A 19887-nucleotide genomic window follows, 5' to 3' on the forward strand; every position below is an offset into this window, starting at 1 on the left:
GAAGTGTTGGTTCAATTTTTGAAATGATGTGTTTGTCGGGTCTGGATGCTCAAAACAGGTGAGGTACTTTAAAAACCGGACCACAAAACCTTAATTAACCTATGATAACAACCCGCCAGAGATAGGCATGAAGGGCAGAGAACTCAACGAGCGAACCAAGAGAGTTCTAGAGTTCGTTAGGGAAAATCCCGGCCTGAGCTTCAACGAGATATCCCGAAGACTCGGCATTGCAAAGGGAGATTTGCAGTATCACCTCAGAAAGCTTGAAAAGCTCGAACTGGTAGTGTCGAAGAGGAGCGGCCTTAGGAGGCACTATTTCCCCTCAGGAATGTTCAGCGAGAGGGAGAAGGACGTGCTTTCAATACTCGCAAGTGAAAACATGAGGGAGATAATAATGTACCTGATCGCCAACCCCGACCCCACACAGAGTGAACTGTGCGAGGAACTCGGCCTCTCCCCCTCGTCGGCGAACTACTACATTGGGAAGCTCGGGGAGCTGGGACTGGTGAAGAGTGTGAGGGACGGGAAGTTCGTGAGGTACCACTTCACGGGGGATGTGGACCTGTTCATCAAGATGATACGGAACTATCATCCCAGCCTTCTGGACAGGTGGACCGACAGGATGCTGGACATATTCTTGGAGCTGGAGGGAAAATGAATGGTGGAGGCCGTTTGCGTTAGTATCGGAATAGAAATCATCACAATGTTCTTTGCGTTAATCCTCTCGCTGGTCTCGTTTAGGGCCTATCGGAGGAGCGGGAAACGGAGACTCCTCTTAGTATCCTTCGGATTCCTGCTGTACTTCCTCAAGGAGATTGTGCTCTGGGCATGGGCGCTGATTTTCCCCGGGTTCGAGTTCCTGGACGTCATCTCGGCCATTCTTGAGTTTGCAATGATAGCCACGTTCTTTGTGGCCATCGCAACAAAGGAGGGGAAATCCGTTGAATCACAGATGGAGTAATCGGCTCACTGTACTGACCGTCCTCGTCTTCGCCGCACTGGCTCTTCAGGGGACGGGGGCATTCTCGGGAATAAACGAGTGGGTTAACTCAAATCTCCCCCTCGTTGACACTCCCGTTATGAACTTCCTCACGATGCTCGGGGGCGACGTGTTCCTCGTCCTGTTTGGAATCTTCGCATTTCTCACAGAGAGGCGCGAAAAGGGCGGAATCTCGGCAGGTACCGCGGCCTTCCTCCTTACGGTGGCCTTCGGTCTCGCCGCCGTCGGTGTCCTCAAGTTTATCTTTGCCGAACCGAGGCCGAGGCCGGACTACGGAACCTACGCCTTCCCCTCGGGCCACGCCTTCAGGGCGGCGGTGATAGCAGCCTACGGCGCGGACAGGTGGAGGAAGTACGCTCCAGCCTTCTGGGCGTACGCCGTTGGAATAGCCCTCACGAGGCTCTTCCTCCACGTTCACTGGCTGGGCGACGTGCTATTCAGCCTGCTCTTTGCCCCCTGGCTCTACCTCCTGCTCAAATCACTCCTCGGAGGGAAGTTTGAATGAACGGCTTCCTTGAAGTCTTCCTCCTCTCGCTGATTCCAACCTTTGAGGGGCGCTATGCCATAGTCTACGGCATAGGTACGGGCTATCCCCTGTGGGAGACGCTTTTGGCCGCTTCCCTCGGCGTTCTGCTCCTCTCGCTGGTCCTTCCCGCTCTGCTCCCATACATAGACAGGCTGATGCTCTGGCTTGAGGGAACCTTCCTCAGGAAGATAGCCCATCTCTACCTCTACTACGTCGAGAGGGTCAGGAAAAAGGCCCACCCCTACGTTGAGAAGTGGGGCTTCATCGGGCTGACGATATTCGTGGCGATACCGCTCCCCGGGACGGGCGTCTGGACCGGTGCTCTGGCGGCATACATACTCGCCATAGAGAAGAGGCAGACGGTTCCGGCTTTAATCCTCGGCGGGCTTTTGAGCATGGCGATAACGCTGCTGCCCGCTTTGGGACTGTTCGGATAAAAAGGGGAAGCTCAGGTAAGGCTCTTCCCCCTCGTCTCTTCTCCTAACGCTAAGACGTCCAGCGCACCGATTATCGCCACCACCGCAATCACAAGTACCGCCAAGGCGCTCCCGCTCAGCTCCATTATCTTGCCGGCGAGAATTGGCGCTATTCCTCCGCCTATCCTCGCCATCGCCCCCGCCCAGCCGGTTCCCGTGCCCCGGACGGCCGTTGGGTAGAGCTCCGGCGTGTAGGCGTATATCGCTCCCCAGGCACCGAGGTTGAAGAAGCTGAAGGCTATCGCACTCGCGATTATCGCCGCTTCGTTCCCCGAGCTGGCCGCGAAGTAGAAGCCGACTCCGGCTATTCCCGAGAGCAGGAGGTAGCAGGAGAGGGTCTTCTTCCGGCCGATTTTCTCAAGCAGATAAGCGGCGCTCCAGTAGCCGGGCAGCTGGGCTATGGCGGTGATGATGAAGTACTGGAAGCTCCTGAAGACGGTGATTCCCAGCGTTGCCGAGAGGAACTTCGGAAGCCAGATAAAGAAGCCGTAGTAGGCGAAGGCTATGCTGAACCAGGCTATCGTGAGCATGAGGGTGGTTCTGCCGTAGCGCCTCCAGAGATCCGCGACCGAGGCTTTCTTGGCCTCCTTTTGAACCTCAAGCTTAACGCTCACGCCGAGGGTCTTCCTGATGGTCTCCTCGGCCTCCCTAACGCGTCCCTTGATGAGCAGGTAGCGGGGCGATTCGGGGAGTGTAAGGAGCAAGGGCAGAATCAGTATCACCGCGCCGCCGAAGAGCAGTATGCCCCTCCAGTCGGCCTTTACGAGGATAGCAACTACTCCTATGATTATCGTTCCTATCGCCCAGAAGCTCTCAAGGATTGAAATCATCGCACCCCTTATCGACCTTGGCATGAACTCGGCGAAGTAGGAGCTTGCAACCGGCAGCGAGCCGCCGAGGCCGAGGCCGACGATGAAGCGCAGGGCTATGAGGGCGTCCAGGCTACCCGCGAAGGAGCTGACTATCGAGCCGATGGAGAATGTTGCAACCGCGAGGGTGAGGGTTTTCTTCCGCCCAATCCTGTCGGCTAGATAGCCGAAGAGCCACGCGCCGAAGAGCATGCCGAAGAGCGCCGCCGAGCCGAGGGAGCCTAGCTTTGTGAGGCTGCCCTGGAAGGCGGGGTCGTTCTTGAGCAGGGCCATGACGAATCCGGCCGAGATTGTGTTCACGGCTATGAACGCCCACACCGTCCCCAGAATGGCCAGGAGCGTGTAGTGGAACTTATTCAACCGGGAGTTTTCGATGGCCTCCACAGCCCTCACCGGATTCCATTTGCATGAAGAAGTTTTTAAGCGTTTTCTCGGTCGTTCCGTCTTGTTACACAGGTTTGGGAAGTTATCCGGGAGTCTCGGAGAATAATGTGACTCACAGTTCTTTAATCTCCGGGATTCTTTCACCCATGCCGCTCAAAAACCTTAAATCATCCGGAGACTCAACTTCCCATCCAGGGTGGTGAGATGAACCTGCTGGGTAGGTACAGGCTCCTCTTCGTCCTCATGAACACGGGCTTCATCGGGAACCTCACGGTCATCTACTACCTCTCGAAGGGCATCACCTACGGCCAGATCGGTCTCGTGAGCGCAATTTCGGCGCTGGGCTTCTTTCTCTTTGAGGTTCCAACTGGTGTCGTGGCCGACAAGGTGAGCAGAAAGACCAGCGTGCTGATTGGAATGGCGCTCTTCGCCCTTGGCACGATCATTCTCATCATCCTCCGGAGCTTCCCCATGCTAATAGCCCACGCCGTCGTCTCTTCTTTCGGGGCGACCTTCGTGAGCGGCAGCCTGCAGGCGTGGCTCTTCGACAACTTAAGGCATCTCGGCAATGGAAAAACGGTACCGCGAGGTAATGAAGGACATCAAAACCCTGACCTTGATTTCCTCCGCGTTCTCGATTCTCATCGGTGCATTTCTGGCCCAGTTCTACGGATTCACCCTGCCCCTCACCATAACACTACTGATGGAGTTCGGCGCCCTGCTGACGGCGCTCTCGATACCCGAGTACGAGTTCAAGAAGCCCGAGGTCTCATACCACCTTCACGTTCTCCACTCGGCTAGGGAACTGTTAAGGCCCGACATTCTCCCGCTGATTCTCATTTCAATTGCAGTGACGATATCCATAAACCAGTTCCGGCAGTTCTTCGAGCCTTACCTCGGCGAGATACTGGCGACGGACCTTGGGACGGCCCTCATGGGCACCCTCGGACTGCTGGGCATCGCCGAGGTTCTGATTAAAACCCTCCCCCGGTTGGTGGGCATCAGGCTCGGTAAGAAATGGAGCACGAGGGCGTATGAACTTGCGCCCCTCGCGATTCCCGTTTTCACAGCCCTCTCGGTGCTCTTCCAGAACCCGCTCTTCATCGTCCTGCTCGGGGTTCTCGCGACGGTCGTGAATACGGCCTTCGGCTTCAACGTCTCCGTAGAGTTCCAGCACAGGATACCGAGCGAAAAGAGGGCGACGGTTCTGTCCCTCAATATGATATTCTCCGCGGTGGTGATGGCCGTCTTCTACGCCCTCTACGGGTTCGCCGTCGATAACCTCGGGCTGAATGAGGCCAGACTGCTGTTCGCGGTGGTCCTTTTCGGCATCGGTGCGGCCTTCAAGCTGGCCAGCCTCGGCCCGCTGAGGGAACCCCTGGAGCTGAGGCATCTGGCGGAGTGACATTTTTGTTTTTTACCTCTGAAAGACCCTCTTAACGACTGGATCGGGAATGTAGTACTCGCCGTAACCCGTGTGCTCAAGAAAGCCGTAATCGATGAGATTCCTTAGGTACTTCCGTATCTCCTTGCCGTCTATGTCTTTACCTTCCCTGAGCTTGAGGGCGTTGAGTATATCTTTTCTTCTCGCCCTCTCCTCCACGCCAGTTATGGTCGCCACAACTTCCATAACAGCACGATATCTTGGACTCAGTTCATCCAGCTCTTTGAATTCTGCTTCGATGTAACCTTTGGCCTCCTCCAGAACGGCCTCTATGGCGTCCCAGTGAGAGCTACCATCAACCCTGTAGGCCCCGTAATGGGTCAGCCAGCCAGGGACGCCGTCGAGGGTTTTCACCGCAGATAGGAGCTCCCTTGGAGAAACGTCCATCCCATACTCAGCAAATCCCCGCTCAAGAAACTCCAGGCTTTCTGAAGGATTGAAGCGGTTGAGCTTAATCCTGACATGGTAACGCCCGTAGAGGGGCGCGTTGTAGTCACCGAAACGGAGAAACTTCTCAAGCACTCCAACCTGTGAACCTGTCAGTATGAGGTGTATGTGTCTGAGGTTGTCATAAATCCATGCGAGAAGTATTGTGAAATCCACCTGAGCAAAGCGCAGATACTGGGCTTCGTCAAAGGCTATTATTAGTCTTTCATAGCGTTCATCCAGCTCCTTAAGGGTCTCCGGAAGATTTTTTTCAGAGGGCCTGACCTTAACACCGTAACCTTTAATGCTCACTCCCTCAAACTTGGAGATTATCCTCGACAGTTTTCCCTCAGAGAGTTTGAGGAGTTCCCGAGCGATGACTTTCTGGGGATTTCTCGTATTAACTGAGGCCACTTCCCTCGCATCAATTACGATGTATGGAACACCCTCCATGCGGTTCAATTCGTTAAGGGCAGCATAAAGAAAGGTTGTCTTCCCTATCCTCCTTGGCCCGGTGATTATGAAAAGTCTTCTTCCCTTTTCGAGCCTATCCAGAAATTCCAAGAACTCAGCTTTCCTGCCAAATACTTCATCAATAGACGTTTTGGGTTCTATACTGAACAACATAGTTCATACCCCCAAAGGGGGTAGGAACTTCAAATATAAAAAGCTTGCCTCACCACAAGAATCATCAAAAGGATATAGAGGTCCCCCCAAAGAGGGTATGAACTAAAATGTGCACCATGTATCCAACAAAAAGAAAAGGGGAAATCACTTCGTCGCCCTCGTTATCCCAACGTCCTCCACGAAGTTAATATAAATTCCACAGTAAAGACGTCGAGTTCTACCCCGGAACCTGTGGCAAGGGCGAGCCTGGACAGGGCGTCCCCGTCTGGATGGGTGGAGCACACGCGAGGCTTCGCGACATACCGCTGAGGAGGCCGTGAGGTGGTGGCGATGTTCGAGCTTAACGAGTTCATACTCAAGAAGGCCGAAGAGCTGGGCTTCGGCGACGTCGTCGTTCTGAGCTACGAAACGAACAGGAGGCAGGTGCGCTTTGCCAACAACGAGATAACCGTCGCCAAGAACTGGCACGAGAGGAAGGTGGAGCTGTTCGCCGAGCTTGAGAAGCGCGTCGCCGGAACGAGCATCACCGAGCTGAGCGAGGAGAACATCGAGAGAACCCTCAAGACCCTCCTGAGCAACATGAAGGGCATGGCGCCGAAGGAGGACTACTACGGAATCGCTGAAGGGCCGTTCCAGTATAAAGACATCCCGGAGACCTTCGATAAGGCCATAGTCGAACTCGACGAGCCGAACGAGTACGTGGAGAGGGCCATCAACGCCGCCCTTGAGGAGGGAGCGAAGAGGGTAGCGGGTGTCCTCTACACCGACCACAGCAGGCTTTACCTGACCACGAGCAACGGCGTTGAGGCCTTCGATGAGGGCACCGGGATAGAGATAAGCGTTAGGGCCTTCATCGGAGACCTTGAGAGCGGCCACGGAACGAACTCCGTGAGGGTTCTCAAGAAGTTCGACCCAGAATTGGCCGGAAGAAAGGCCGGCGAGATTGCAAAGCTCGCCCAGAACCCGGAGCAGGGCCCAGAAGGAAAGTTCGACGTCATCTTCGACCCGTTAGCGTTTGCGAACCTGCTGAGCTACATGAGCTTCATGACCTCGGCTTACGCCGCCGAGGCCGGTTTCAGCTTCCTGGTGAACAAGCTCGGCCAGAAAGTCGCCAACGACATCGTCACGATAAAGGATATAGGAAACCTCCCGAACGGCTACGGAACGAGGAAGTTCGACGACGAGGGAGTGCCCACGAGGGAAACGACGATAATCGAGAACGGGACCTTCAAGACCTTCCTGCTCAACACGAGCATGGCGAAGAAGTACGGAACAGAGACGACGGCCAACGCCGGCTTAACAATGCCCCACGCGTGGAACATCGTCCTCGAACCTGGCGACTACAGCAGGGAGGAGCTGTTCAGCGAGGTCAATAGGGGAATCTACATCACCAACGTCTGGTACACCCGCTTCCAGAACTACGTCGCCGGCGACTTCTCGACCATCCCGAGGGATGGAATATTCCTCGTCGAGAACGGCGAGCTGAGGCCGATAAAGAACATCCGCGTGAGCGACAACTTCCAGAGGATCCTTGAGGGAATCAAGGCCCTTGGAAAGGAGAGCTACCACATCCACTGGTGGGAGGTTGACACGCCGGTTTCAACGCCCTACGTTCGAAAGTTAATAACCTTTTGTTTTAAAAAAATTTATAAATTCATGGTTTTGTAATTGTACTTGAAAAACACTTGGAGGGGTGAATTGTGAAAATAGAAACACTTTACACCACAAAGGAGGAGATAACCAGCGGATGTCAGGTACCTCCGAATTTTTACGGATGTCCAAATTTGTGCATAACAATAGATGACGAGGAGTCTGAGTGAGATTTTAGATTAGAATTTTATTTTTTATATTTGATTTGAGGTAATATACAAGGTGATATACAATGAGATTAAATAAACTTGTGCACTTTATTAAAAACGATGATGGATACATTGTCATAAATCCCCTTATCGGAGAGATCGATGTCATTGACTCTGAACTATACAATATGCTAATATCAGCAAATTTCAATTTGATTCCCCAAAAAATATTTGAGATGTTAAAAGATAAATTAATTATAGTCCAAGATAATTACAATGAATTTTATGCTTATGAAAATCTTTTGAAAAAATTGAAATTTGATGTATCCTTTCAAACATTCACAATACTTGTCACTAGATCGTGTAACTTTGAATGTGTATATTGTTATGAACATACTAATCAAATTTTACTCCAAGAAAGACACATGAACAGGCGCATTGCAGATGAAGTCATTGAGTTTATCAATAGGATGTCATATAACTCAAAAAAGATAAAGGTGATATTCTATGGTGGCGAGCCACTCCTAAATATTAATGTACTCACATATCTTATGGACGAACTAGAAAGTCATCAGGGTCAAAAAATTACGTTTGAGCTGATAACTAATGGTTATCTTGTAAAGGATCTGTGGGAGAAGTATAAAAAATACTTCAAGAAATTTAAACAAATTCAAATAACGTTGGATGGTCCTCCAGAAATTCATAACAAGCTCCGCCCATTAAGAGGAGGGCTCCCTACATTTGAGACGATAATTACGGGAATCAAATTGCTGACAGATAATGGAGTTCATGTTGCTTTAAGATCTAACTTGTACCTAAAGTACATTAAGGAATATCCAAAACTGCTTGATGAGTTAGATAGATACGGGATAAACAAAAAGTATCTTCATATAGGAATAGGATTTGTTCACCCAGATGAAATTAAAAATTATCCTCTGATTTCAAAAAAATTTCTTAATTTATATTTGCAAATTAAGAGAAGAGGTTTTAGTATAACTCTCCCGTTCTATGTACAGAGAATACCCTGTGGAGCAATAACAAACAATTCATTTGTTATTGATTATAATGGAGATATTTATAAATGTTGGGCTTTAGTGGGATTAAAACAATTTAAAGTTGGGACTGTACAAAAGGGCATCTCAGAAAAAACCCACAGAAAGTTCCTTAGTCTTAATCCGCTTAATAATTTAAAATGCAGGGATTGTCCAATGTTAATGTTTTGTGGTGGTGGATGTATATACAATAACTACTTGCATTCTGGCAAATTGGATCTTGGTTTTTGTCCCTTTCAAAAATACAGTTTCAGGGAGTACCTACAACTATTCATTAAGGAGTTAGGAGACAAATATGCAAGTAGGAAACAAATTTAGCGAGTTAGGAGGCGAGACCATGAACTACGTTAATCGTTTCTACATTTCGAGTCTTCTTCATATAGTTTTCTATTCTGGTTTCTACTTAATTTATCTTCAGAGTCTTGGCCTTTCTAAAACCCAGATGGGATTTTTAATGAGTTTATCTCTAATTCTAGTTGCTTTACTTGAAGTCCCTACAGGAATCGTTGCTGACAAGATTTCAAAGAAGGTAAGTGTCTTACTTTCAAAGATCCTCACGATACCGAGCGTGCTTGCATTGTACCTTGCGCATTCCTTTCCAGGGGTTCTCCTTGCGACACTCTTCGGCGCGCTTTCAGTTGCTCTCATGACCGGGGCAGAAACTGGGTGGATTTACGAACTTCTCAGCAAGAGTGGTAGAGCCAAGGATTATCCAAAGGTTTATGGTAGGCTTAGATCTTTCGAGATGATAGGAGGTTTCGTTGGAACCATGATGGGCGGATTCCTCGCTGATTTTGTCGGCATGAGATTAACGATACTCTTAACTATACCCTTCGTCGTCGCATCCTTTCTTGTTCTCGCCACGATTCCTGGAGATGAAGCAAAGAGTGGGCTTTCTTATAGTCTCCACCTTCTTGAAAGCTTGAAATTCATAAAAAAATCTCCAGAAGTCATTTGGCTCTTCCTATATGCTAACATCATTGGACTTCCAGTTACAGCCTTCACAGCTTTTATGCAACTCTACTTTTATGGGTTCCTGGCATCCCTTATAGCAGTTTCGGCAATCTCTGCATTCCATACGGTCATCAACAGCGTCTCATGGTACCTTGACGTTGGTAAGTACAGAGATGTTTTCTACCGTCATGCGGGAATAATACTACCCCTCCTTCTTCTCCTTGCAGGGCTTAATAAATGGCTCGGTTTTGTTACCCTAATCCTTGGCACTTTCACATTTGCCCAGGCCTTCAAGGAGTGGCAAGGGAAGTTCCAAGGTGCGATTCCTGACGAAAAGAGGGCAACATTAGGGTCTCTTTACTCACTCACTGCGGCGATAACCAATGGCATCCTAAACGCTCTCCTAGGATGGCTCTTTGACTGTATCGGTATAATGCACGGGCTTATTATTATAGCCTCATTCTTCCTTGGGATAGGCTTTTTATTCTCAATTATTAGTAGGAAGCACGGCTATTAAGGTCTTTTTGGCTTTATCCTTCGAAATGGGCTTTAACGCCCTCGTCGTCGTAGAGGTAGAAGCCCCAGCTGTTTGGAATCGTTGGGTCCTCTATGACGGTGACGACCTCGCTTCCAATCCTCTCGCCGAGCATGTCCGGCTTGACGAAGCTCTCTCCGGCCTGCGCCGCCTCCCTGCCGAAAATCCTGTCCGACTCGTAGGGGTGCCCGACGCTCTCGTGAACGGCTATGCCTGCCACCTCGGGGCTTATAACCAGATCAACCTTGCCTTCGGGCGCCTTCTGGCCTTCGTAGATGAGCTTTTTGAGGGCCTGGACGTCCTTCACCGCCCAATTCCATGGCTCGTCCTTCTCGATGAGCTCCAATCCGCCGGAGAAAGCCCTCTGGACGAACGGTGCCTGCTCCATCTGGCCGTTCTCGAAGACGACGAGGTTGTACACCACAGAAACGCGCGGGATTTTGCTCTTCACGTAAGCGCCCTCGCTGTTGACGAAGACCTTCTTCCATAGTTGGTCTGAGTATGCCAAATAGCGCATCGGCACGTTCACGCCTGTTGCCTTAACCTCCTCCTCGATTTTCCTGAGGATTTCGAGCTTCTCCTCAGGTGAAATGTCGCGGAAGTCCTTTTTCATCTTGACCTTGTAGGAAACGCGGTGGAAGTCCTCATCGCTGAATCTTATGGGCTCGTTTCTAACGCGGGAGGCAGCTCTGGCCAGCTTGACGGCCTTCTTGACGGCCTCGCTCACGCTCTCCTTCGTGAGGACGTTGGTGCTTGCGAAGCCCATTCCTCCATCGACCAGAACCCTTACGCCCATTCCCCTGTCGGCGAGTATCTCAAGGCCTTCGGGATTGCCGTTCTTCATAGCCAGAGAAGTGCCGTTCTTCTCCTCAAAGCGAGCCTCGGCATAGCTTGCCCCCAGTTCGAGGGCCTTCTCAACCGCGAACTCTACGAGTTCATGCATGCACATCACCTCGATTTACTGCATAGAATAGTGCGTCCGGAAGTATAAAAGTCTTTCCGTTAAGATGATGGTCGAAAGGAGAGGAAGGTTTAAGCCTATCTGAAATTAAAAGGGAGAGGGTGAGACAATGGACGAGGCTGTGAGTCTGAAAACAAAGAAGCTCGGTGAAGAGGAGGTTAGTGAAGAAGAGCTTAGAGAACTTGAAAGACTCTCGAAGGAAACGCTGGAAAACGGAATACCCTGGAGAGAGGCTAAGAAAGCGCTGGGACTAAAAGATTAAAACTTCTCTTCACATTCGCACGGCTTCTTTCCGCAGTAGGGGCAGGCTCCGGGATATTTCTTCCTCGCCGCTTCCTCAATATCGATATCGAGTAGGTTGGCCAAACTCGCGAGCCACGCCAGAACGTCGGCGAACTCCTCCTCCATCGCCTCGCGATCCTTCTTCCTTATCGCCTCGCTCAGCTCTCCGACTTCCTCTACGAACCAGAGGAAGGTTCTCTCAACTCCCCTCTTCGAGTCCTTGTGGAAGTAGATCTCCCTAATCATCTCCTGAAACTCACGTATCTCCATGTTCTCACCTGAGGAGAGGGGAAGAAAAGGGCTTAAAAATCACTCGCTAGCTACCTCGATGAGCTTCCTCATGTGGATCTCGACGGTGTCAAAGACCTCGGCCTCAACGTCCCCCTGCTTCACTATCAGCGGGAGCTCGGTGCAGCCGAGGATGACGCCTTCGATTCCTTCCTTATCTATGTAGCGGCTGATGAGGTTGAGCACCCAGTCCCTGCCGGCGAAGTTCTCGAACATAAGCTCCTCGGTGATGATCCTGTTCAGCTCGTCCATCTCCCCTTCGCTCGGCGTGACCACCTCAAAACCGGCCTCGCGGAGGGCGTTCTTGTAAAAGTCCGCCGTCATCGTCGTCTTCGTCCCGAGGAGAAGAATCCTCTTAACGCCTCTCCTCTTCATCTCCTCGATGAGCGCGTCGATTATGCTCACCATCGGGACGTTCACCGCCGCCTGAACGTCCGGAAAGACTATGTGCGGTGTGTTGGCGGAGAGCGATATTATCTCCGCCCCGGCGCTCTCAAGGGCCCTGGCGGCCTTTATGAGTATCTCCTTCCTCCCTTCCCAGCCGTTCGGGTTGTGGATGAACTCCTTGAAGTTTATCGAGTAGATTATCAGCTCCGGGAAGACGTACGGCTCGAACTTTTCGCGGCTTATCTCCAGGTATTTCTTGTAGTAATAACACGTCGCCTCCGGGCTGGTTCCGCCTATTATTCCTATCCTCCTCATGAGAACCACCTGAGAGCATAGCACCGGAGAGGATATGAACCTTTTGGTTTAAAACGAAAGGTTAAAAGAAGCCGGAGTTTACAAAAATTTGAAAATCTCCGGCGATATCGAAAATCATTCGTTCTTCAGGTGGACGTCGAGCTGCGGGAAGGGAATCTCTATACCCTCCCTGTTGTAGAGGTCGTAGATTCCCTTTGTCAGGTCTCCCTTAACGGCCCAGTAGTCCTCCGTCCGGGCCCAAGCACGGAGCTGGAGGTTTATCGAGGAATCCGCGAGGGCGGTTATGACGACGCTCGGCTCCGGATCGTGGAGAACCTTGGGATGGCTCTTCATAAGGTCCATCGCCAGCTTTATCGCTCTGTCGAGATCCGTGCCGTAGGCAACGCCGATGTCAACGTCTACCCTTCTCGTCGGCAGCCGGGTGTAGTTGACTATTATGCTCCCCCAGACGAGTTTGTTGGGTATCGTGATGACCTTGTTATCGGGGGTCAGGAGTTCCGTGGACATTAGGCCGATTCCGTTCACCTTCCCAACCTGTCCGGAAACCTCGACGACCTCCCCCAAGTCTATCGGCCTGAGGGCGGCTATCCAGACGCCCGCGGCAAGGTTCGTGAGGGTGTCCTGAAGGCCAAAGCCCAAAATCAAACCGACAACTGCCGAGAGGCCCAGAATCAGCGGAGATACGGAAATGCCGACTGCCCCCAGGGCCACTATTATGACGACCATGTAGAGCAGTATTGCCAGGAATCTGCCGAGGAAATCAACGACGAGTGGTGGGAGCTTCGTTTTTCTCATACTCTTCTTGAAGGTTGAGATTAGGATTTTTGCCGCAATGTAGCCCACTATCAGGATTATCAGTGCCGATACCAGCTGGAACGGAGTGACCCCTATGTAGGGCAGGGGCTCATCAAAGGCCACCATACTATCACCTCGAATGGTTTTAGGATAATTGGTTAAGAGGGTAAAAAAGGTTTTTCATTTATCCGCTGAGAATCGAAGTTATTTCGTCCCAGAGCTTTTCCGCCAGCTCCCGTTTGTTCATCCTCGGCAGTTTCTTCATGGAATCCCTGCCCACGAGGATGACTTCATTCTCCTCGCTTCCGAATGCTTTGAGCGTGTTGGCCACGACGAGGTCGCTTCCGGCTCTCTCTATCTGCTTTCTGGCGGCGTTGATGAGCTCTCCCTCACTGAGGCCAGTTTCGGCCTTAAAACCCACGAGGAAAGTTCCTGGCTGAAGCTCCTTAACGCGGTCTATTATCTTCGGAGTAGGTTCGAGTTCGAGGGTCAGCCCTTTTCCGCTCTTTATCTTGGTGCTCGCCGTTTCCTTGACGCGGAAGTCGCTTACCGCGGCGGCGAGAATGACGACATCGTAATCCTTGGTCTTTAGCTCTTTCTCTATCGCCTGGAGCATCTCTTCGACGGTCTCAACCTCAATCTGGTTCTCGACGAAGCTGGGAACGCTTCCCCTCGTCCTGATGAGCGTGACCTCAGCCCCCCGGAGTTCCGCTTCCTCCGCTATGGCGACGCCCATTCTGCCACTGCTGGCGTTGGTTATGTAGCGAATCGGGTCTATGTACTCGCGCGTCGCCCCCGCCGTTACGAGAACGCGCTTTCCTTCCAGCGTTTTCGGATGGAGCTTTTTGATAACGCGGTATACTATCTCCTCTATCGAAGCAACCTTCGCCTTGCCTTCTTCGAATCTTGGGCCTATGAACTCGATGCCGAGCCTCTTGAGCTTCTCTATGTTCTCGACCACTATCGGGTGTTCGTACATGCTGGAGTGCATCGCGGGGGCGATCATTATCGGCGTGTGGGCGAAGGCTGTGGTTACAACCGTGGTGACGGGCGTATCGTCTATCCCGCAGGCGATTTTTCCTATCGTGTTGGCCGTTGCCGGGCAGACGAGGATGAGGTCGGCCTTGTTCTCGTGGTCTCCAGCGAGTTCGACGTGCTCTATGAAGCCGGTGATCTCCGTCACGACCGGGTTCCCTGTGGCGAACTCCATCGCGTATGGGTGGATTATCTTGGTGGCACTCTCGCTCATGACGGCGTGTACCTCGGCGCCGTGGCGTATCAGCTCCCTGGCAAGCTTGACGCACTCTACCGCGGCTATGCTTCCGGGGATTGCCAGAACGATTTTCTTCCCAACGAGCTTTCTGCTCTTGGTGGCGTGGATAAGCTTAACGTGATGAAGCATCGTATATCCCCCACAAAGGTGTCAACCCCAGTGTTATTAAGGATTTCTGGCGACTTCGTACTCGGTTCGGGGCTTATCCTTAGCGTTCGTTTTCAGATAGAGAAACTTAGCGTTATTTTTAGTGATAGTCTTGACTACCTCAGCATCCGCTATTGAAACCCTGCCTATACTTAAGTTGAGTACGGCATCGACGAGCTCCTTGGGGGATTTAGAGTGCAGTCCTATCGTTATCTTGGAGGGGTAGTATCTGCTCTCGTAGTACTCAAACAGAATAAAGACGGGATAATCCCCCGAGGGGTGTGAAACCGTTATCAGAAAAGCCTCGTGAATCATCCTGCTCCCATCTTCGGACTCTACGATACTGACTTCCGTTGGAATCCTAAGGACAGATGCAAGTTCGAGAAGGTACCTCATGAGCATGTGGCAGGGGACAAACACCTTCATTACAAAGCTTCCCCTCATATCGTCGAGGTATACCCATAACAACGACAAATTATTATTAACTATTGTGTCCATCACATCGTTGAACTTTATGCGGGGTGATTCAAATTCAATGGTCGGCACAGCTACCACCCCGTCACTCTTCAACACTCAACTAACACACTATGTGTTTATATAGTTTTTGAATATGCTCAAAACAGGTACAAGGGTTGGGACAACTGTGTGTACTTTTAGGAATGCTGATGCACTGCATCCTCCTCGAACTTGCTCACCTCTTCCCTCGTGCCCACCCAGACGACTATAGTCGGCTCGACCGTTATCATCCCATCCCGTATCATGGGTTTTACCTCGTTTATGGCCCGTTCAATCTTGTATCCCCTGTCAACGACTTCGATTACAATGGGCAGGTCCGTTGATAGCCTCATAACGTCCGCGGAGTGAACGCGGCTCTTCTTTCCAAAGCCGTAGATGCCGCGGTAAACGGTAGCACCCGCTATGCCCATCCCACGGAGCTTCTCCACTATCGCCTTATAGAGGGGTTTTCCCTCAAAGCGGTCGTTCTCGCCTATATAGATGCGAAGGCGAAGCGTGTTCCAGTGTTCCACTTCAACCACAAAATCACCTCCTTGCAAGGACGAACCCGAGGAATACTAGGCCTATCGTGATTATAACGTTTGCCGAGACGTTCAGGGCAGCTATGAGGTATTCCCTTTCACGGAGAAGCGAGAACGTCTCGTACGAGAACGTCGAGAACGTGCTTAACGCCCCGCAGAAGCCAGTTCCAAAGAAGAGCCTCCACTCGGTTGAAACCCCAATACCCCAGAAGAGCAGGCCGTAGAGGTATCCGAGGATGAAGCTGGCTATGCTGTTCACGAGGAGAGTTCCAACCGGGAAGTCCCTATAAACCGGCAGTATTCCGGAGATGTAGAACCTCGCAAGCGCACCGATGGCGCCGCCGAGCATTATTGCGGTCAGTATCCTGAAGTTCATTATCCCACCCCTGGACTTCCTGATTTCTGCCCTTCTCCAGCATGCATCCAGCGAACACTACTTAAGATTTTGGATACATCTGGACTGGTATCTCCCCACCGTGAACGGCTAGGCTTTCAAAAGAAGATGTAATCATCCCTTAAAGTTCAGATAGTAGTGTATTTTCTCCTCGACTTCGCTGTAGTCCCCCTTCGGAAGCCCCAGCCGCTCCCGGAGCCTCTTGTTCTCGGCTATCATTGCCGAGAGCTGTATCGCGAGGTTCTGGTTGTCCATGGCGATGTAGTAGGAGCGGAACTTCAGGGGAGACCATTTACCCTCCAGCTCGTATAGTTCCTTTTCAAGCCGGGATATCTCTTCCTTGAGCCTTTCGAACGTTTCCTCGTTGGCGCTGGAGTCGTCTTCGAGGTAGCCGTGCAGGAGTACTATCCTAACCGCCTCCTCGACCCTGAAGTCGTAGCGTTCGCAGAGCTCCCCAATCCTCTCCATGGTTTCATCCGGAATCTTGAACGTTACCCTCCGCCAGCCCCTCTTTGGTCTCACGGTAAGTTTCATCTTCTCCTGGCCTCCAGCTCCGCCCTGAGCCTCTTGTTTTCCTCGCTGAGCTTTTTCCGGAATGCCATCAGGAACTCTTTGTCGTGCTTTGCGGTCTCCTCGAACTCGGTCAGTTCGATATAGTTCGTTCTCATCTCGACGAGCCTCGTCTCAATCCTCTCCCTCTGCTCGATGAGAAAACGCAGCTTTAGAACCCTCAAAGTTCTCTCAAGCCCCTCCAAATCCCTGAATCTCTCTTCTATCTCGCGTTTGTTCCTTCGTATCCTGGCCAGCTCGTCGTTCGTGACCTCTATTTCCACGGAAAGGCCCTCCTGCCTTTTCTGTTCCGGGTTTTCCTCACCGTTACCCCCGTTTCGAGACCCTTCAGGGCTTCTATCGCCAGGGGCAGTGACGATATTTCATCCTTCGTTGGCTTCTCCTCGGCACGGTAGTCGAACTTGTCGATGAACGAGCCGAGCCGCTCCCCGAGAACCCGCAGCTTTTCCAGCTGAATGGCTTCAAGCATCTCCGCAGCATCCGGATTCGTCCGCCGGAGGATCGACAGCAGCATCCCGTAGTGTCTCCTGCAGAGCACTGATTCCGAGTTCTCATACTCAGGAAGGAGTTCCCCAATCCTCTCCGCAAGCGCCTCCACCGTGTTGGTTTCCTTCTCTTCCATCAGCTGACAGAGGAAGCATTCCCCCTCCTCCGGAATCCGGCCCCTTTCCAGCGATGCCACGTAGAACGAAAGCATGTGCTCGTAGATAATCGCCACCCCCAGCGGCCCGAGGAGGGGGTCGGAGTAGGCCTCCCCGAGGGTCTTCCACGCGTGGTAGGTGCAGAGCCCCAGGCTCTCCCTGAACTTCTCCCGTACTCCAGGGTCGTTCACGTGCTCGTAGAGGATCGTCTTTATCTCGGACTCCTCGTATCTGCGGAGTATCCTGCAGACGGGGCAACCCTCCCCCACCGCATCCCTAAGGTATACCCCTATCAGGTCCATTCGCACCACTCAGAGGAAGCGCTCCATGAAATTCAGCACGGCCAGGGCCCTGTACGTGTTCTGGAAGTTTGAGATGCCCATCTCCAGAGAGCGCCTGAAGCCGCCGTTGGGATTCTGCAGCTGGCGTATGAACCAGGCGTGCCTCCTTGGACAGCTGGGGACCTCACCCTGAAGTTCCAGACCCCTTGCCGCGTAGAAGGTCGGCTCAAGGTACGGGGGCAGACTGTAGGGAACCTCGGTGAAGCCGCCCCAGTCGCCGCAGAGTTCGCAGTTCTTGAAGTGCGGACTCCTAGGCGGCCTGTAGCCCAGGCTATAGAGCGCGTAGAGCGCCTGGTAGGTCATCGTCGTCGTGGGGCCCTTGACGCCGTAACCGTTCCCGTTTCTGAACCTCATGATGAAGGCCCTTATAGTCTCCTTTTCGTCGGTGCTGAACTCATAACCTATGGCTTTGAACGCCTTGACAACCCAGTAGGTTGCCTCCAGCGGCGTCGCCGTCCCGAACTCCTCGCTCCCACCGAGACCGACGGCAAATTTGCCCTCTGATGGGTTGTACTTGGTAAAAACGATGTCAAGGTGCTCCCTCGCAACGTCCCCTGCCCCCAGTATGGCCAGGCCTTCGAGTGCCATCGCTATCGCCACCACCGCGGTCTGAGGCTGTATCGCCTTCTCCAGGAACTCGATGGTCTTTTCCTTCTCAGGAAATTCGAGGTCGAGCAGGTTGTAAATCTTGACCGCGTAGTAGGTATCGTTGACGTTGGTGTCATCGAGGACGCTGACAAAGCAGTAGCCGCCGTCCTCGTGGCGTCTTTCCTCTATGTACCTGATGAGCGAATCAGCGTTAATGAATCGTCCAATTCTATAAAGCTTCGAGCCCATTCTACCGCCTCCTCAATGTTTCGACGGAGAACAGGCGTCATCAGCCCTTGGCGGGCGGTTCGGCTCGAAGCCCGGGCGGACGCCATCGCCCAAGGAACCATCTGAAAGACGTTTAAAAACGTTTGTGGTACAATAGCTTTTCTTTTGAACCTCCCGTTCTGGTTAGCCGTAACTTGTGTAAAGTTCGTAAGCGTCGTTACGGCTAACCTTCCCTCCTCCCATCTTCATTGGAGGGCTTTCGGGGGAAACGGAGACTCCCCACATCTTCAAGGCTTTCAAACGAACATTCCAAGAGCCAACCACATCACGGTCGGCTTCAAAACCACAATTCGAACACTTCAAAACCCTGCCCCCATTCGGGCTTAACTTACCCCCACACACCGGGCACAGGGAGGAAGTATGAGCAGGATTCACGAAAACAACCCTAACACCCTTTAATTTCGCCTTGTATTCGATAATGCTCTGAAGCTTCCGAAAACTCCACCTGTGGAGTCTCCCATTCATCTCAGCCGAATACCTGATTGAGTCCCTGATTTTCGTTAAATCTTCAAGGGCGATTCCACCATATTTTTCCGCCAACTCAACGATTTTATTAGCCAGTTTATGGTAAAGGTCGTTAAGCCTGTTCCTCTCCCTCTGTCCGTATTTTTCAAGGAGTTCTTTCCTCTTCTTTCCAGTCCTAATCTTCCGCTGGATTTTTCGTCTCTTCACGAAGTAACTCGTCCTAATCTCCCGCTCGTGAGTAATGATTTGGAGAAACTCCCCATTAGGGAGGGAAAGGGTAACGTTGTTCTCGTTCAAATCAACTCCAACAAAGGCTTTCGGCTCTTTAACCTCGACTTCTTTAGAGAAGACAATGTTGAGAAATGTCCCTTTCGGCGTTCTAACTAACCACGCTTGGCCAACCTTCCAGTCCCTGAACTTCTCGTGATACTTTGCAGGATAAAATTCCAGTTGAATCCTCCCGTTCGGAGTGGAGAGTTTTACTGTTCCCTTCTCCAAGTCGGGTTTGAACAGGTGGTCGTCCAGCATTATGACTTCCTTCTTAAAAACAGGCTTTCCCTTGGCCTTTCCCTTCTTCCTCCGCTTTCTAAAGCTTTTGAAGATTGCAGTCGCCATTTGACAACCCGTGTAAAGGTAATGGCTTGGCAGTTCTGGATATCCCCTCCGAAGGCTTTTGTAAGTCTCCTTTTTCAGCCGGTAAAAGCTGGTGATGTTGTTTTCAAAAGCATAAGTGATGAGAAAGTTCACGATTTCACGATAAGTTTCGAAAAGCTCATCTAACCCTTCGGGTGTTCCCTTGAGTTTGAATTTGGCGGTGAGTTTGATGGTTTCACTCGGCATTTTCCAGCTCCTTTTTTGTTTTCTTAATCCAATCCTTGATTGCTTCTTCAATTGCAACGCTTAGGACTCCTCTTTTGTCTCCATAACGTTTTTTGGCGAGTTTTTTGAACTCTTGGAGGGTTTCTTCGCTGATAACGAAAGTAGCCTTAGGCATTACTAACCACCACTAAAGAAATACTAAGT

24 protein-coding genes, 2 pseudogenes and 1 riboswitch are annotated in these 19887 nt (G+C 51.5%); of the genes and pseudogenes, 10 read left to right on the forward strand and 16 right to left on the reverse strand.

Annotation, left to right across the window (positions count from 1 at the left end):
- The first annotated feature begins 127 nt into the window (after positions 1 to 127).
- Genes E3E51_RS05550 through E3E51_RS05565 form a run of 4 tightly spaced genes read left to right on the forward strand, consistent with a single transcriptional unit; the run spans position 128 to position 1963 of the window.
- On the forward strand, positions 128 to 658 hold the full coding sequence (locus E3E51_RS05550; protein WP_167912076.1) for a winged helix-turn-helix transcriptional regulator: 531 nt from the start codon (positions 128 to 130) through the stop codon (positions 656 to 658).
- Complete coding sequence (locus E3E51_RS05555) at positions 659 to 961, forward strand: hypothetical protein (RefSeq protein ID WP_167912077.1); 303 nt, start codon at positions 659 to 661, stop codon at positions 959 to 961.
- The gene (locus E3E51_RS05560; protein WP_167912078.1) at positions 942 to 1505 is read left to right on the forward strand and encodes a phosphatase PAP2 family protein; all 564 of its coding nucleotides are present in this window, start codon (positions 942 to 944) and stop codon (positions 1503 to 1505) included. Before E3E51_RS05555 ends, E3E51_RS05560 begins: the two co-directional genes overlap by 20 nt.
- A complete protein-coding gene (locus tag E3E51_RS05565) occupies positions 1502 to 1963 on the forward strand; it encodes a COG2426 family protein (RefSeq protein WP_167912079.1) in 462 nt (153 codons plus the stop codon). Before E3E51_RS05560 ends, E3E51_RS05565 begins: the two co-directional genes overlap by 4 nt.
- 11 nt (positions 1964 to 1974) lie before the next feature.
- On the opposite strand, the gene E3E51_RS05570 is transcribed toward E3E51_RS05565, so the two are convergent.
- Positions 1975 to 3255, reverse strand: a complete 1281-nt coding sequence (locus E3E51_RS05570; RefSeq protein WP_167912183.1) for an MFS transporter — start codon at positions 3253 to 3255, stop codon at positions 1975 to 1977.
- 243 nt (positions 3256 to 3498) lie between these two features.
- Here E3E51_RS05570 and E3E51_RS13305 point away from each other — a divergent pair.
- Positions 3499 to 3744: pseudogene (locus E3E51_RS13305) on the forward strand (MFS transporter); the annotation flags it as partial.
- Between the two features lie 103 nt (positions 3745 to 3847).
- Positions 3848 to 4660 carry a hypothetical protein gene (locus E3E51_RS05575; protein ID WP_346765946.1) on the forward strand — a complete coding sequence of 271 codons (813 nt, stop codon included), beginning with the start codon at positions 3848 to 3850 and terminating at the stop codon, positions 4658 to 4660.
- Positions 4661 to 4672: 12 nt separating this feature from the next.
- On the opposite strand, the gene E3E51_RS05580 is transcribed toward E3E51_RS05575, so the two are convergent.
- Entirely contained in the window at positions 4673 to 5752 is a 1080-nt protein-coding gene (locus E3E51_RS05580; protein ID WP_167912080.1) for an ATP-binding protein, read from the reverse strand.
- A 330-nt stretch (positions 5753 to 6082) separates the two neighbouring features.
- Here E3E51_RS05580 and E3E51_RS05585 point away from each other — a divergent pair, with 330 nt between their 5' ends.
- From E3E51_RS05585 to E3E51_RS05595, 3 genes are all read left to right on the forward strand, one after another.
- The gene (locus E3E51_RS05585) at positions 6083 to 7420 is read left to right on the forward strand and encodes a TldD/PmbA family protein (RefSeq protein WP_167912184.1); all 1338 of its coding nucleotides are present in this window, start codon (positions 6083 to 6085) and stop codon (positions 7418 to 7420) included.
- A gap of 214 nt (positions 7421 to 7634) precedes the next feature.
- Positions 7635 to 8921: a radical SAM protein gene (locus tag E3E51_RS05590; protein WP_167912081.1), complete on the forward strand. Its 1287-nt coding sequence runs from the start codon at positions 7635 to 7637 to the stop codon at positions 8919 to 8921.
- A gap of 19 nt (positions 8922 to 8940) precedes the next feature.
- A complete protein-coding gene (locus E3E51_RS05595) occupies positions 8941 to 10074 on the forward strand; it encodes an MFS transporter (RefSeq protein WP_167912082.1) in 1134 nt (377 codons plus the stop codon).
- A gap of 28 nt (positions 10075 to 10102) precedes the next feature.
- Here E3E51_RS05595 and E3E51_RS05600 read toward each other — a convergent pair.
- Positions 10103 to 11035: pseudogene (locus tag E3E51_RS05600) on the reverse strand (TldD/PmbA family protein); the annotation flags it as partial.
- Between the two features lie 127 nt (positions 11036 to 11162).
- Between E3E51_RS05600 and E3E51_RS05605 the strand changes: the two are divergent.
- Positions 11163 to 11315: a hypothetical protein gene (locus tag E3E51_RS05605; RefSeq protein WP_167912083.1), complete on the forward strand. Its 153-nt coding sequence runs from the start codon at positions 11163 to 11165 to the stop codon at positions 11313 to 11315.
- On the opposite strand, the gene E3E51_RS05610 is transcribed toward E3E51_RS05605, so the two are convergent.
- The 13 genes from E3E51_RS05610 to E3E51_RS05670 form a co-directional block, all read right to left on the reverse strand.
- The gene (locus tag E3E51_RS05610) at positions 11312 to 11605 is read right to left on the reverse strand and encodes a MazG nucleotide pyrophosphohydrolase domain-containing protein (RefSeq protein ID WP_167912084.1); all 294 of its coding nucleotides are present in this window, start codon (positions 11603 to 11605) and stop codon (positions 11312 to 11314) included. The genes E3E51_RS05605 and E3E51_RS05610 overlap by 4 nt on opposite strands.
- Positions 11606 to 11644: 39 nt before the next feature.
- On the reverse strand, positions 11645 to 12325 hold the full coding sequence (locus tag E3E51_RS05615; protein WP_167912185.1) for an aspartate/glutamate racemase family protein: 681 nt from the start codon (positions 12323 to 12325) through the stop codon (positions 11645 to 11647).
- A gap of 114 nt (positions 12326 to 12439) precedes the next feature.
- Positions 12440 to 13246, reverse strand: a complete 807-nt coding sequence (locus E3E51_RS05620; RefSeq protein WP_167912085.1) for a mechanosensitive ion channel family protein — start codon at positions 13244 to 13246, stop codon at positions 12440 to 12442.
- A 58-nt stretch (positions 13247 to 13304) separates the two neighbouring features.
- Entirely contained in the window at positions 13305 to 14522 is a 1218-nt protein-coding gene (coaBC, locus tag E3E51_RS05625) for a bifunctional phosphopantothenoylcysteine decarboxylase/phosphopantothenate--cysteine ligase CoaBC (RefSeq protein WP_167912086.1), read from the reverse strand.
- A 36-nt stretch (positions 14523 to 14558) separates the two neighbouring features.
- On the reverse strand, positions 14559 to 15110 hold the full coding sequence (locus E3E51_RS05630) for a hypothetical protein (protein ID WP_167912087.1): 552 nt from the start codon (positions 15108 to 15110) through the stop codon (positions 14559 to 14561).
- A gap of 83 nt (positions 15111 to 15193) precedes the next feature.
- A complete protein-coding gene (locus tag E3E51_RS05635; protein WP_167912088.1) occupies positions 15194 to 15577 on the reverse strand; it encodes a DUF190 domain-containing protein in 384 nt (127 codons plus the stop codon).
- A gap of 4 nt (positions 15578 to 15581) precedes the next feature.
- Positions 15582 to 15953 carry a fluoride efflux transporter CrcB gene (crcB, locus tag E3E51_RS05640; protein WP_167912089.1) on the reverse strand — a complete coding sequence of 124 codons (372 nt, stop codon included), beginning with the start codon at positions 15951 to 15953 and terminating at the stop codon, positions 15582 to 15584.
- Positions 15954 to 16085: 132 nt separating this feature from the next.
- On the reverse strand, positions 16086 to 16505 hold the full coding sequence (locus E3E51_RS05645; protein WP_167912090.1) for a hypothetical protein: 420 nt from the start codon (positions 16503 to 16505) through the stop codon (positions 16086 to 16088).
- Positions 16502 to 16804: a hypothetical protein gene (locus tag E3E51_RS05650; RefSeq protein WP_167912091.1), complete on the reverse strand. Its 303-nt coding sequence runs from the start codon at positions 16802 to 16804 to the stop codon at positions 16502 to 16504. The genes E3E51_RS05645 and E3E51_RS05650 overlap by 4 nt, the downstream gene beginning before the upstream one ends.
- A complete protein-coding gene (locus E3E51_RS05655) occupies positions 16795 to 17484 on the reverse strand; it encodes a DUF6062 family protein (protein ID WP_167912186.1) in 690 nt (229 codons plus the stop codon). The genes E3E51_RS05650 and E3E51_RS05655 overlap by 10 nt, the downstream gene beginning before the upstream one ends.
- A 9-nt stretch (positions 17485 to 17493) precedes the next feature.
- Positions 17494 to 18360, reverse strand: coding sequence for a hypothetical protein (locus E3E51_RS05660; RefSeq protein WP_167912092.1), 867 nt, complete (start codon positions 18358 to 18360; stop codon positions 17494 to 17496).
- A 24-nt stretch (positions 18361 to 18384) separates the two neighbouring features.
- A riboswitch (Fluoride riboswitch) is annotated at positions 18385 to 18459 on the reverse strand.
- 63 nt (positions 18460 to 18522) lie between these two features.
- Positions 18523 to 19704, reverse strand: coding sequence for an RNA-guided endonuclease TnpB family protein (locus E3E51_RS05665; protein ID WP_167912093.1), 1182 nt, complete (start codon positions 19702 to 19704; stop codon positions 18523 to 18525).
- Positions 19694 to 19858, reverse strand: a complete 165-nt coding sequence (locus E3E51_RS05670) for a hypothetical protein (protein ID WP_014011681.1) — start codon at positions 19856 to 19858, stop codon at positions 19694 to 19696. The genes E3E51_RS05665 and E3E51_RS05670 overlap by 11 nt, the downstream gene beginning before the upstream one ends.
- Between the last annotated feature and the right edge of the window lie 29 nt (positions 19859 to 19887).

Origin of the sequence: Thermococcus sp. 21S7 (genome assembly GCF_012027615.1) — an archaeon.
GTDB lineage: Archaea > Methanobacteriota_B > Thermococci > Thermococcales > Thermococcaceae > Thermococcus.